The organism is Pseudomonas sp. 18175 (assembly GCF_050432925.1).
GTDB lineage: Bacteria > Pseudomonadota > Gammaproteobacteria > Pseudomonadales > Pseudomonadaceae > Aquipseudomonas.
This window is the reverse complement of sequence record NZ_JBKFTO010000008.1, coordinates 43,405-55,620: the sequence shown is the minus strand read 5'-3', so window position 1 is coordinate 55,620 and position 12,216 is coordinate 43,405. Positions and strand designations below refer to the sequence as shown.

The following is a 12,216-nucleotide window of genomic DNA, read 5'->3' as shown; positions in this document are numbered from 1 at the left end:
TTTCTTAGGGGGGACGTTCAGGAAAAACGCAGCGTTTGCTTGATGGCACGCCAGTGGGTGATGTCGCCGTCGCTTAATGGTCCTTGTTTGCTGTAATTGAGGACCAGCATGCGGTGTTGCCCAGGAATCAGGCAGGCGACTTGCAACTGGAAGTTAGGCTTGTCACCGGTCATGAACTGGACGGCCATTTCTCGGCCCTCCACTTGCTGCTGGTGCCCCAGGTGAGTGATTTGTGCCGGTGTGATGCTCAATGCTTGGGTCTTGTTGCGCAGTTGATCTAGCTGGGCCGTCAGTGCTTCATCCAGGGTCTGGTGTTTACCAACGGGACTGCGGGCAATCACCAGCGTGGTATTTCGCGCTTGAAAGCGCAGGACGTTCAGTGTCGAGTCCTCGGGTGTTTCATCGGAAAAATCAAGGATTACATCGTGGGTCAGATAGTCAGCCATTACAGGCACGTCCTTTTTTTGATAGTTGGGTAATGAGAAAGGTGGGAGCTATTCGAAATGCCCATCGACACTGGTCTTCAGTGCACCACCGTCTTGCCCATTTGCAGCGGCAGCGGCCGACCCACCTTCCGGGTTAAGGTCGAGCTTTGCGCCCAGCGTGTTGATCTGGCCGGTTTGCGCGCCAGTGATGTTGAAGTCCTCGCAGGTGATGTTCAGCTTGCCGTTTGCATGCAGCTCAATGAGCGTCTTGCCACACTTCAAACGTAGCGTGCCGCCGACTTCGATCTCGTACTCGCCGGCGACCGTGTCGTTCTTGCTGCCGCCGACTTTCACGGTGTCGTTGGTCCTCACCACGCGTACACGATTTCGACCGACACTGACGTTCTCGTCCTGACCGATACTCTTGGTTCTGTCCGCTCCAACAGTCAGGCTCTGGTTGTTCTTGACGATGGTGTTCTGATCTTTCTGGGCATGGATAAACACCTCTTCCTGGCCCAGCTCATCCTCAAAGCGCAGCTCATTGAAACCTTCACCCTTGTGGGTTCGGCTCTTGATGGTCATCCGCGTTTTGTGTTTGGGCAGCGGGTAGGGCGGCAGGTTGGTCTGTCTGTACGTAGTCCCCGTGGCGATCGGCTGGTCGGGATCCCCGTCCAGGTAGCTGATCACCAGCTCCTGACCGACACGTGGGATCGCCATCGAGCCCCAGGTTGCCCCAGCCCAGCCCTGGGTAACGCGAATCCAGCACGAGCTGTGGTCGTTGTTTTTGTCCGAACGGTCCCACGGAAACTGCACTTTGACCCGACCCCATTCGTCGCAATAGATCTCCTCACCGGGAGGGCCGACCACGGTGGCGATCTGCGGGCCGTCGATGCACGGTTTGTCCCGCAGCGGCGCCTTCCAATCCGAGGTCCAGCGGATGGCGCTGGCCTTCAACGTGTAAGAGGTGCCGAGGCCACTACCAAACGACTCCTCCTGCAAGCTGGTGTGCTGCTTGCCCTCGTGCTTGATGGCGATGGTGCGCCAGCGATCATTGAAGTCCTCACGCGGATGATCGTTGACGTCGAACGCCAACCCCGGTTGCAGGCGCTCATCGTCGCCCTCCAGATGCGCCAGCTTGGCGTCATTGCGCAGGGCCGCCAGGCGGGTCTTGGTAAAGGGCTTGCCGGCAATGTCGCGTTTGTAGCGGCCGGGGTAGTCGTAGCGTTCGTAATCCTTGTGCTGGTTGTTCAGGTCCTGGTCGCCAGTCGCCGTGTGCTGCTGGTTGTAGCGCGGGTGGGTGAAGGTGTAGTCGCGCTGTACCTGCACGGCGGTGCGCACTTGCTCGGTGTAGTGGAAGCGATTCAACGCCGGTTCCATGGCATCGCCGCCGGCCATCGGCTGGTAGATCACCGGGCAATCGGTGTGCGTGCCGATGGTGCCCAAGCCGCCGACGCGGTCGGTGAGGACAAGGGTGTGGCCGTCGGCGCGGTGTTCGAAGGTGTAGAGCAGGCCTTCTTCGGCGGCGAGGCGGGCGATGAAGTCGAGGTCGGTTTCGCCGGCCTGTACGCAGTATTCGCGGGCTTGGTGCTTGAAGCAGATTTCGCTGCGGATGTCGGTCAGCTTTTGCTCGGTGAGGACGCTGGTGATGATGTCGGGGACGGTCTGGCCTTGGAAGATGCGCCAGTTGGAGCGCAGGTTGAAACGCGCCAATGTGGGTTCGACCACAGCGGTGTAGCGGGTGCGGCGAAAGCCGGTGTCTCCCTGTTGGAATAGGCTGACCAGGCCGTGGACGTAGCGCACTGGGGTGTCGTTGCGCCAGATGGTGAACAGGGCGCCCAGGTCGAGCATGCGGTAGAAGTCGATGGCGGGGTGATGGCTGACCAGTTCCAGTTCAAGTTTGAACGGCTGGGATAAGCCCTCTTCAAGGGTGAAGGAGACCACTTCGAAGGGATCGCCCCGCAGCGGTTCGAAGGTGTAACGCAGGTCGCTTTGACGGGGCATGAAACCTCCTTGTAGTGAGTCCGGATCAGTTGATCATCCAGCTGGCATCGCCGTTTTCCAGGATGCCTTCGTGGTCGGTGCTGTCACCGACGCGGGCTACGGCTTTGCCGTTGATGATCATTGAGGGCGAGCCGCTGATGATCACGGCACCGCAGCCGAGGGTGTCGCCAACACGAGCGATGGCGCGGCCGTTGACGGTGACGTTGCGTGTGCCGCTTTTGACGGTGGTGGGGCCGCACAAAGGGCAATCATGGTCGTGTCCGACCAGAACGACGGCGGGCATAGAGCCTCCTTAGCAGTAGTGAGTCAGTGGAAGGTTCCGCCGCTGCGCGAACGGCTGCGACGGAACGGGATCCGCGTTTAGCCCGCTTCGGCCGGCTTACGCCAGTCATCCGAGGCTTCGGTGCCCGACACTTTGTGGGTCCAACTGACCTTGCGGTAAGACAGGCTGGTTTTGATCAGTTGGGTGTAATTCTTGTTTTCGTGGTCCTGGGCGTGAGGCAACACGGTGTGGATGTCGACGACGGTGGCCTCTTCCAATTTGGTGGTGAAGAAATGCTCCTGTTTGCCGTCGGTGGACGTACGGAACCACCTGACTTCGACGATCGGCAGCATTTCTCCGGTGGCCAGTGCCTGGAACAGCATTGGCGAGGCCTTGTTCAATGCGCTGGTGAACGTCAGGGGTTTATGCACCCGTTGCCCGGTAGGCTGACCGCTTTGCGGGTCGGTCGGGGCACCGATCTGGTGGTCGATTTCCTGGGCAAGAATTTCGTCCTCGTGGCCTTCTACAAACACGTTGCCCACCGAGTCTGCGGTGAACGCACCTTTGGTGATGTGGCCCTGGTCTTTGCCGTGGATACTGATATACGCGGGTGTTGGCATGACATGCTCCTTGTCGCGATCAATTGAGCGACCCGTGGGTCGCGGGTTATGGCCGAGACGGCCATGGCTTTGCAGGCGCTCGGGATGAGCGCGCTGAAAATCGGTTACAGGTTGAGAATCCGTTCCAGGGAGGCGAGCACTTCCTGGGTGATGCTGTTCAGGCGCATGGAATAGATCGTGTAGGCGCAGGTCAGCACCACGGCGGCCAATGCCCATGGCGTCCACAATGGCCAGGCACGTTTGATCCGGTAATTGCGCGGGGCGACGTTTTTCAGGGGATCGGTTAAGCGTTTGGGCGTTTCACCACGCAGCGGGCGCAACAGTCCATGCAATTGGTTGATGATCTTCTGTATTTCGTCATCGCCCTTGCTATGGGCGCCGTATTTGCCTTTGAGGCCGGAGATCAGGCACTGGTACATGAACTCCAGCACATGCTGGTAGCGGGCCGCTTCAGGGATCATGTTGTTCATGACGGTGAAGAATCGCTCACCGCCTCGGGTTTCCCCATGAAATTGGCTGAGCAATGAGCGTTCACTCCAACTGGAGAGCCTGCCCCAGGAGGTGGCCATGACCACCTCGTCCAGTAACAAACATAGGCTGTAGGAGTAGGCCTTGAGCATGCCGGCGTCGTAGTCGAGCTGGCTGACTTCTTCCATGATCGTGGTGATCTGGTTGCTGACGCTTTTGTACAGCGCGGTCACATCATCGTGGTGGTCCAGGCGGCGCAGACGGATGACCAGGCCGATCAGGGGCGTGGCGGCGTCGCATAGCGGGTTCCAGGCCAGGCCGCGCATGTCGAATTCGGGGTCTGCGATCAGCAGTTCGGGTTCGGCGTGGTTCTCTGAGGCGCCTGACTCCTTGGTGTGGGTGGCCTGCTGCAAATAGCTGAAGAGCGGGTTGCTGTTGTCGGTTGGCGGTGTGGTTTCGGTGGGCATGGACTCACTCATCTTTCTCACTCCTGATCGCCCAGAACTGCAACTCCAGCTCGGGGAATTCGCCGGCGATATGGAAACCAAACCCGCTGCCGCTGCTTAGGCGTTCCCAGGCAGGGTGATGGCGGTCGAGTTCGAAGTAGCTGAAGCCGGCATGGAACGGCAGGTGCCGTGGCGCCACCGGCAGCGGCAGCAGCGGGATGCCCGGTAGTTGCAGGCTGACCAGTTGCTCCAGGCCCTCGGCGGAGCTGATCTTGATCTGCTTGGGCAACTGCTGGCGCAGGGTCTCAGCGGGCAGGTCGGCCCGCACCGCGAGGATGAACTCGGCGTTATCCAGCAGGCGCTTGTCGTTCAAGGCCGCGGTGCGTACGCCGTACTGCTGAATGACGATCGGCAGCGACACTGCACGTGGTTGCAGCACGGTGCCCAAGGCACGGCGCAGGGTGTGTTCCAACAGCTGGAACGATTCGCGCAGGTTGTCGTGCTGGTAGGCCGGGTATTCCTGGGGCAGGTGACCTTCATCGGTAAAGGTCACCAGTTCGCCACAAGCCTGGGCCAGTGCGATGTACAGTCGTTCCGGGTGAACCTGGCGTTGGCGGGCCAAGTGTTGAAACAACGGGAACAAGCGGTTGAGGGTTTGCAGCAGGTTGAAGTCGGTGACATCGGCCACGCCTGACTGCCCCGGCGAGCCAATACGCTGGGCCAGGTTCTGGGCGCGTGCGCGCATCAGCCCGGCCACTTCGCCCAGGTAGCGGTGCAGCGCCGGCACGGCTTGCACGGACAGGCTGGTGGGGTAGAAATGCTCATCCATCACCAGGCTGCCATCCGGGCGCTTGTCTTTGATTTTGCCGATGGCGATGCCAGTGAAGGCACTGCGGTCGCTGCGTTCGAGCATCAATTGCAGGTTGGGCACGGCCAGGTCCATGCCGACCTGGTCGCCGTCGTCACTGTGGGTGTCGCGGATTTCCTCGCGATGGGCGATGTAGCGGCTATTGCCGTAGCGGTCAGGCCAACGAACTTCGAGAGCGCCGTTGGAGCGCAGCGGCAGGGCCAGGTAGACGATCTGGTTGACCGCGCTGCTGTCGGCGATTTCCAGCGGCGTGGGGGGCGCCAGGTCGCGGGGGATATCGAACACGCTGCCGTCGGGCATGATCCCCCGCGCCCTGGTGATGGCGACCTTGCCGAAGCTCAAATATTCGCTGTTCAGCTCCAGCTCGCTGAAGCCGTAAAGGGCGTCGTTAAGGCTATGCATACGATGATGCACGGCGGCTTCGGCGGCGCGGGCCTGTTGCTGGAAGTGCTGGGGTTTGACGAACAAACCTTCATGCCAGATGACGGGGTTACGTGAACTCATCGGTATTTACTCTGCGCAAAAGCGGCTGAAAGTGACGTCATCGGGTTTCCCCTTTGAGGCTGACCTGTGAGGCGTCCAACTGCACCAGCACGGCGTATTGCTGGCCCTTGGGCTCGACGCGCAGGCGCTGTTTCCATTGGCCGACTTCGTCGTTGTGGTAGTTGGCGATCACGGCGATAAAGCGCGTGTCCTCATCCAATGGGCGCAGGTCGATGAACTTGAACTGGCCTGGGTTGAGCAGGTAGTCGTCGGCGCGGATGTAGGTGCTGCCCAAGGTTTTTTTCAGGTCCTCAGCCAGGGCTTGAGGGCTGGCGTTGACCAGCAGCGAGTCGTCGGTCAGTTGCAGGACTTTGAAGGCGATCGGCGTGGCGATCTGCTGGAGTGCCGGGTTGCCCAGTGGAGTGGTCAGGCTGACTCCCTGATCGTCGTAATCGCCCAGCAGTACGCCTTCGAGGGGCGACATGGGCACTGTGGGCGCTGGCTCAAAACCCAGCAAAGACTGAGCTGGAACGGTTTCGTAGAGGTGATTGAGCAGGGTTTGCACTTTGTCCGTCAGTGCCTGCGGGCTGGCGGCCTGAACGTTCAAGTTGTAGGGCGAGGGGCCCGGCTCTTCGTCGGACGTAGGGGCGGTGCCGGTGCTGACCAGCCGCTGATTGACATCGTCGCTGGCATGCAGGCTCAGGGAATAGCGGCTGGGTTGATCGTCGGGGCCGCCGACCGGGATCGAGGGTGTCCAGATCACCTGGCCGATCTTGCCGAGCATGGTGCAGCCGCCCAGAGTCAGACAGGCGAGCAACAAGGTGCCCAGGCGCAGGTTGCTGAGCAGGCTGGCGGGCTTCTTGGGTGCAGGCGCGCCACTGTCAGGCAGTGGCTTTGGCGGTTCTGCCGCCTTCATCGCTTGCAGCGGATCACCTTGTTCCGCCAAGTTCACGGGCTGGCAAAGACGCTCGAATTCCGGACACCTGGCAGGTCTCGGATCGGGTAGGGGCAGGCCCGGTAAATCCTCCAGATGCCAGGCTTGCATATCTTCCGGCTGGCCGGTGAACAGCTCATCGAGCGAGCGTGGAGCATGCTCACCTAGCTGCACCGCAACCCGATACGCCCCAATCTGCAACAGGTCGCCATCGTTGAGGCTCACCGCCACATTGCGGGCCAATGGCACGTCATGACCATTGGCGTAAGTGCGGCCACTGCGGTCGATCACGCAAAAGCGCCCTTCGACCACGCGGATGTCGCAGTGGTTGGGCTGCACGCTGTTGTGGCGATCTTCCAGGCACCAGTCCACCGCGGCACTGCCGATGCTGCCGCCCTGTGGGCCGAACCGGTGAAGGGGCAGATACCCGTGCAGCAACTGCGCAGGATTATTGATAACCAAGGTCAGTTTCATGCGCGCCCCCGAATCCGCACCACGGCGGGATGGCGTTGTTCCTGATCTTCGATAAAGCTGGTCCAGCCCAGGTGGGTGCCGCTGTCGCGTTGCAGGTTGAACGGCGGCACATCTTCTTCGCGTAGCCCCAACTCCAGGTCGTAGGCGGTGACGTCGCGCAGCAAAAAATCCATCAACTGGCGCAGAAGCCCGAACTGCTCACCGCTGGGTAAAAACTGCCGAAACCGTGCCTGCGTCAGGTTGGGAATCACCAGGGTGAACTTGCTGGCGCGGGTCTTGCTGCGGTCACCCACCACAAAGTCGCTGCCCAGGGTGCCATTGGCCTTGCCCAACGCCATGCGCTGACGTTGCGGCAAACTCACCGAACGCGCCTCGAATTCACGGATGTATACGCCGTGCAGGTCAAAGCAATGTTCAACGATGCCGGACACCACCGAGGGCGAGCGACTGCGGCTGGCGATCAAACCGGCAAAGCTCAGCAGGCGGCCCCACGGCAGCGGTGTTGCGCCACGCAGATCGTTGTCGTTCAGGCCGATCAGCGAAAACACATAGCGCGAAAACCGGTCGCTGGCCTCGGACTGAAAGCGGATGTAGTAGCGGTACTTGCGCCAGCTGTGATGCAGCAGGGTCAGCAAGCGATGATTGAAAAAGTCCATGAACGCCGGGCGAATACCCCGCTCTTGGGCCTGTTCGTAGGCCAGGCGGTCCAAGTAATAACCGGGCAGCGGCGAGTCGGTACCGTGCAGGCCAAAGAAGCTGGTCTGCAGGCGATAGCGCACCTCTTCGCGATCATCTTCCAGGCGTGCCGCCTCGACCACGTCGGAGGCCGGAAAGCCCAATCCCGCATGGCTTTGCAGGCGCACACGACGGCGCGCCGTCGCACTCAAGGGCTGCGCTTCCAGGTCATCGCCATGCAGGGCGTGCAGATGCTCCAGCAGACGGTGAAACGAGTAGTTCCGCGCGTCGGCCAGCAGCAGGTCGGCTAGATCACGGGTTGTCTGCCGGTCAACAGTGGCCATTCGTAGCACTCGTTATTAGTGGTATTGATCACTTCCAGGCGATGGAAGGAATTGATGCTCGCGTACAGGGCGAAGAAGTGCGAAAGCACACTGGCGAACAGGTACAACTCGCCCTCGCAAAGGAAGGCGTTCTGGTCCAGTTGCAGGCGGGTGTGCAGGCCGCGTACCGGCTGGCCCTTCATCAGCCAGTCGATGGGCGTGGTCACCGCCTCGTGAATGCCATTCAGGCGCTTGCGCGTGGCGCGGGCCTGTTGCAGGTCGTGCAAGGCGGCGAAGTCGTAGGCGCGGATCACCGCCTTGAGCGGCTCGGCCGAGAGCAGCGACAGGTAGTTCAGTGACAGGTTGGAAATCAGCGTCCAGTGCAGGCTGCTGTCCAACACGGGTCGATAGCTGCGGGTCGGTGCAATCAGGTTGGTGTAGGTGGCAAACGACGGCGTGACTTCGGTGGACAGCGACACATCGCCGACGCCCAGCAACTGCGGCAGGTCGCGATTGCTGCAGGTCAGTTCGATGGACGCCGCTTCATGTTCGCCGATGTACAGGCTCTCATCGCCACGCACAAAGGCGATGCGATGGCGCAAACCCTCGCGGCCGTGGGACTCTTCGATATGCGTGCGGAAGTACAGTGCGGTGCGGCCCCGTGCGTGCTCGATCTCATGCTGGAACGATTCGAAAGGGGTAAACCTGCGCAGTGGATCACCCTTGCGCTCCTTGTCAGCGGCGTCCCAGCCGGCCACCTGATCGACGCTGAAAATCTCAAAGGCTTCGGGACGGTTGCCGCTGAGGCTGATGCGTCTTTCCAGGCTGCGACCGTCCAGCGCAATCGGGTTGGCATCGTGGCGGAACAGATTGACCGCCGGTGCGCAATACAAATGCAGGTCACTGGTACGCAGGCGAATATCGGTCGGCATGGGCCGACTGAACTGAAACTCGAAACGCAGGCGGGTGGCGCTGACAGCCGGCCACACCTGAGCCAACCGCGTCAGGCTGAAAAAGTGGAACCGCTGCGGGAACACAAAATATTCCTGCAGGATGCGGTAGCCATCGAACACATTGCGCGGGTAGGGCAGCAGTGCCTCGTCAGGGGTGAAACCGGGAAAACCGATATCCTTGGCCGACAGGCGATAGCTTTGCTTATCAACGTGCAGCGTGACGCTGTCCAGATAGTGGGCGATCCACAGGTACAAGGTCAGCGCGGTGGCGTTATCGCCGCCCAGATGAAAATCCAATTGATCGCAGGCCATGCTGGTCAGCGGTTGTTCCGTCAGCACCTTAAGGTCGATGCACATCACCGAGGCCTCGCGGCTGTGAGCGTCGCTGACTGCGTGTAAGGCCAACGGGTATAGGTTGACGTCGGTGCAGGTACGGAACTGGCAGGAGATGCCATCCACCGGTTTGGCAAACAACGGCGTGCCTTTGGGAATCACCTGGCGCTGGCTGATCGCATCGGGCAACGGTGTAAAGCGGATGATGGTCGCGCTGGGCAGGGGCCTCAGGTAGTTGGGCCAGAGCATCTGCAATAGCGGGTGAGTCAGCTCCGGCAAGTCGTCGTCGATCTTCATCCCCAGCTTGGCTGTTAGGAAGGCAAAGCCCTCCAGCAGCCGCTCAACGTCTGGGTCGCCGGCTTGATCGCCGAGAAATTGCGCCAGTTGCGGGTTGTCCTCGGCAAACTCGCGGCCGAGTTCGCGCAGGTAGCGCAACTCCTCGGCAAAGCGTTGTTTCAAGTCCATCGCATCCTCATTTCACGCGGGTGTAACCGTCGCGGCCATGCATGGCCACCTCGATTTGCACCTGTTCTTCCTTGTGATTGACCCGCACCTGGCAATCCAGGCGAAAGTTCAGCTCCAGCGGCAGGTCCGGGTCGGGCTGATAGCGCACGCCGGTTACCGTGATCCGTGGTTCAAACGCCTCCACCGAGCGCCGGATATCGGCGCTGATGGCGACCACCAAATCACTGCTGGCTTGGGTGACTCCGTTGAAGTCGCGCAGGCCCAGTTCAGGGCTGCTTTGCGAGCAGCCCTGGCGTGAGTTGAGTACGTGTTCCAAGTGACGTTTGATCGCCTCGACACGCTGTCGCGCCTGTTCATCCGCAGTGCCTTGCCGGTACCGCGGTGCGTCAGGCTCCAGGCGTTCGAACAGGCTGCCGCCCACTTACTGGGTGTCCAGCCGACCGACCAGCGAGATCTCGAAGTTGGCGCCCATGTACTTGAAGTGCGGACGCACCGCCAATGACACCTGGTACCAGCCCGGATCGCCGGCCACGTCCTGCACGACGATTTGCGCCGCGCGCAATGGGCGACGGCTGCGTACATCGGAGGAAGGATTTTCCTGGTCGGCGATGTACTGCTTGAGCCAGGTGTTGAGTTCGCGCTCCAGGTCCTGACGTTCTTTCCAACTGCCGATCTGTTCGCGTTGCAGCACCTTGATGTAGTGGGCCAGGCGGTTGACGATAAACAGGTACGGCAACTGGGTACCGAGCTTGTAGTTGGTCTGGGCTTCCTGGCCTTCGCGGGTCTTGGGGAAGTTCTTCGGTTTTTGCACCGAGTTGGCCGAGAAGAACGCCGCGTTGTCGCTGTCTTTGCGCATGGTCAGCGGGATGAACCCGGCTTCAGCCAGCTCGAATTCCTTACGGTCGGAGATCAGCACTTCGGTGGGAATCTTGGCCTGCAATTGGCCGAGGGATTCGTACAGGTGCACCGGCAAGTCGTCCACCGCGCCGCCGGACTGCGGGCCGATGATGTTCGGGCACCAGCGATAGCGGGCGAAGCTATCGGTAATGCGCGAGGCCATCAGGAACGCGGTGTTGCCCCACAGGTAATTATCGTGATTGCCGTCGACGGTTTCGTTGTAGCCGAAGCTGCGAATCGGATTCTCCAGCCCATCGTAAGGCGAGCGCAGCAAAAAGCGCGGCAGTGTCGCGGCGATGTATTTGGAGTCTTCCATTTCACGCAGGCTGCGCCATTTGGTGTGGCCTGGCCCTTCAAAAATGTCGCTGACTTCCTTGACCGACGGCAGGTCCTGATAGCTCTTGAGGTTGAAGAACTCAGGACCGGCAGCCATCACGAAAGGGGCATGGGCCATGGCGCCCACGGAGGCGATGTAGCTCAGCAGCTTCATATCTGGAGAGGAGGGGCCGAAGGTGTAGTTGCCAATCATCGCCGCGATGGGCTCGCCACCGAACTGACCGTAGCCGGAGGTGTAGGCGTGCTTGTACAAGCCGCTGCGGGTGATGTCGCCAGCGTTGTCGAAGTCGTCCAGCAGTTCTTCTTTGGTGACATGCAGCATTTCCAGCTTGATGTTCTCGCGAAAATCCGTGCGATCCACCAGCAGCTTCAGGCCGCGCCACGCCGATTCCAGTTGCTGGAACTGCGGTTGATGCAGAATCACGTCCATCTGCTTGCTCAAGGCGTGGTCGATTTCGGCAATCATCTGGTCGACCCGATGCTTATTGACCGGCTGCTGATGGTCGCCGCTTTGCAGAATTTCGCTGATGAACGCAGCTACACCTTGGCGAGCAATGGCATAGCCTTCCTGAGAGGGGCGGATGGTGGTGTTGGCCAGCAGTTGATCCAGCAACGACAGTTGTTCGTCATTCACCAGCACTTGGGCGGCGGCGCTTTCCATAGGCATGGGGAGTACTCCGTTGAGAAGGGCGTTCAAATCAGTTGTTTGGCGCGTCGAGTACCAGGTTCAGTTCACTGGCCAAGCGTTGACGGGCGGTTTCATCGGTCAGCAAGTTTTGCAGGTGTTTGCGAAAGGCCGGGACGTTGCCCATCGGGCCTTTGAGCGCAACTAAGGCTTCGCGCAGTTCCAGCAGCTTGTTCAACTCGGGTACTTGGCGGGCGACGGCGTCGGGGCCGAAGTCATTGATGCTTTTGAATTGAAGTTGCACGTTCAAGTCGGTGTCGTGATCGTTGTTCAGAACAGACGGAACCGCCATATCCAGAGCAACTTCGGCTTTGGTCAGAACTTCATTGAAAGTGTCTTTGTCAATTCGAACGGATTGTCTGTCTTCCAGGGCGGTTAGTTCGCCGTGGCCTTTGAAGTCGCCCGTTATTAACAACTTCAGGGGCAGCTCAACTTCGGCCTGTTGATCGCCCGTGGCCGGGACGTACTTGATGTTGACGCGTTCTTTTGGCGCGACAGAACCGTGAGATTTCGACATGGGAAAAATCCTTTTCGTAAGGTCGGCGTATTAGAAACAGCTGTTGCAAGG

12 protein-coding genes are annotated in these 12,216 nt (G+C 60.2%); all 12 read right to left on the bottom strand.

The window, feature by feature from the left end; all coding sequences use genetic code 11:
• Window positions 1–17: 17 nt before the first annotated feature.
• Complete coding sequence (locus ACLD1Y_RS12885) at window positions 18–446, bottom strand: DcrB-related protein (RefSeq protein WP_429478328.1); 429 nt, start codon at window positions 444–446, stop codon at window positions 18–20.
• Between the two features lie 48 nt (window positions 447–494).
• Window positions 495–2,426, bottom strand: coding sequence for a type VI secretion system Vgr family protein (locus tag ACLD1Y_RS12880; RefSeq protein ID WP_429478327.1), 1,932 nt, complete (start codon window positions 2,424–2,426; stop codon window positions 495–497).
• Window positions 2,427–2,451: 25 nt separating this feature from the next.
• Complete coding sequence (locus ACLD1Y_RS12875) at window positions 2,452–2,709, bottom strand: PAAR domain-containing protein (protein WP_233895278.1); 258 nt, start codon at window positions 2,707–2,709, stop codon at window positions 2,452–2,454.
• Window positions 2,710–2,786: 77 nt separating this feature from the next.
• Window positions 2,787–3,308, bottom strand: coding sequence for an Hcp family type VI secretion system effector (locus ACLD1Y_RS12870; RefSeq protein ID WP_429478326.1), 522 nt, complete (start codon window positions 3,306–3,308; stop codon window positions 2,787–2,789).
• Between the two features lie 104 nt (window positions 3,309–3,412).
• Entirely contained in the window at window positions 3,413–4,255 is an 843-nt protein-coding gene (icmH, locus tag ACLD1Y_RS12865) for a type IVB secretion system protein IcmH/DotU (RefSeq protein WP_429478325.1), read from the bottom strand.
• Complete coding sequence (gene tssK, locus ACLD1Y_RS12860; protein ID WP_429478324.1) at window positions 4,248–5,594, bottom strand: type VI secretion system baseplate subunit TssK; 1,347 nt, start codon at window positions 5,592–5,594, stop codon at window positions 4,248–4,250. Before tssK ends, icmH begins: the two co-directional genes overlap by 8 nt.
• Window positions 5,595–5,631: 37 nt before the next feature.
• The gene (tssJ, locus tag ACLD1Y_RS12855) at window positions 5,632–6,981 is read right to left on the bottom strand and encodes a type VI secretion system lipoprotein TssJ (RefSeq protein WP_429478323.1); all 1,350 of its coding nucleotides are present in this window, start codon (window positions 6,979–6,981) and stop codon (window positions 5,632–5,634) included.
• Window positions 6,978–8,000: a type VI secretion system baseplate subunit TssG gene (gene tssG / locus ACLD1Y_RS12850; RefSeq protein WP_429478322.1), complete on the bottom strand. Its 1,023-nt coding sequence runs from the start codon at window positions 7,998–8,000 to the stop codon at window positions 6,978–6,980. The genes tssJ and tssG overlap by 4 nt, the downstream gene beginning before the upstream one ends.
• A complete protein-coding gene (tssF, locus tag ACLD1Y_RS12845; protein WP_429478321.1) occupies window positions 7,964–9,730 on the bottom strand; it encodes a type VI secretion system baseplate subunit TssF in 1,767 nt (588 codons plus the stop codon). Before tssF ends, tssG begins: the two co-directional genes overlap by 37 nt.
• A 7-nt stretch (window positions 9,731–9,737) precedes the next feature.
• On the bottom strand, window positions 9,738–10,151 hold the full coding sequence (tssE, locus tag ACLD1Y_RS12840) for a type VI secretion system baseplate subunit TssE (protein WP_429478320.1): 414 nt from the start codon (window positions 10,149–10,151) through the stop codon (window positions 9,738–9,740).
• Window positions 10,152–11,624, bottom strand: coding sequence for a type VI secretion system contractile sheath large subunit (tssC, locus tag ACLD1Y_RS12835; RefSeq protein ID WP_429478504.1), 1,473 nt, complete (start codon window positions 11,622–11,624; stop codon window positions 10,152–10,154).
• Between the two features lie 37 nt (window positions 11,625–11,661).
• Window positions 11,662–12,165, bottom strand: coding sequence for a type VI secretion system contractile sheath small subunit (gene tssB, locus ACLD1Y_RS12830; protein ID WP_429478319.1), 504 nt, complete (start codon window positions 12,163–12,165; stop codon window positions 11,662–11,664).
• Between the last annotated feature and the right edge of the window lie 51 nt (window positions 12,166–12,216).

Excerpts from the sequence above, each read along its gene's own strand:
- ACLD1Y_RS12870 (WP_429478326.1), bottom strand. The coding sequence starts at position 3,308 with ATGCCAACACCCGCGTATATCAGTATCCACGGCAAAGACCAGGGCCAC.
- icmH (WP_429478325.1), bottom strand. The coding sequence starts at position 4,255 with ATGAGTGAGTCCATGCCCACCGAAACCACACCGCCAACCGACAACAGC.
- ACLD1Y_RS12880 (WP_429478327.1), bottom strand. The coding sequence starts at position 2,426 with ATGCCCCGTCAAAGCGACCTGCGTTACACCTTCGAACCGCTGCGGGGC.
- ACLD1Y_RS12885 (WP_429478328.1), bottom strand. The coding sequence starts at position 446 with ATGGCTGACTATCTGACCCACGATGTAATCCTTGATTTTTCCGATGAA.
- tssB (WP_429478319.1), bottom strand. The coding sequence starts at position 12,165 with ATGTCGAAATCTCACGGTTCTGTCGCGCCAAAAGAACGCGTCAACATC.
- tssF (WP_429478321.1), bottom strand. The coding sequence starts at position 9,730 with ATGGACTTGAAACAACGCTTTGCCGAGGAGTTGCGCTACCTGCGCGAA.
- tssC (WP_429478504.1), bottom strand. The coding sequence starts at position 11,624 with ATGGAAAGCGCCGCCGCCCAAGTGCTGGTGAATGACGAACAACTGTCG.
- tssK (WP_429478324.1), bottom strand. The coding sequence starts at position 5,594 with ATGAGTTCACGTAACCCCGTCATCTGGCATGAAGGTTTGTTCGTCAAA.
- tssJ (WP_429478323.1), bottom strand. The coding sequence starts at position 6,981 with ATGAAACTGACCTTGGTTATCAATAATCCTGCGCAGTTGCTGCACGGG.
- tssG (WP_429478322.1), bottom strand. The coding sequence starts at position 8,000 with ATGGCCACTGTTGACCGGCAGACAACCCGTGATCTAGCCGACCTGCTG.
- ACLD1Y_RS12875 (WP_233895278.1), bottom strand. The coding sequence starts at position 2,709 with ATGCCCGCCGTCGTTCTGGTCGGACACGACCATGATTGCCCTTTGTGC.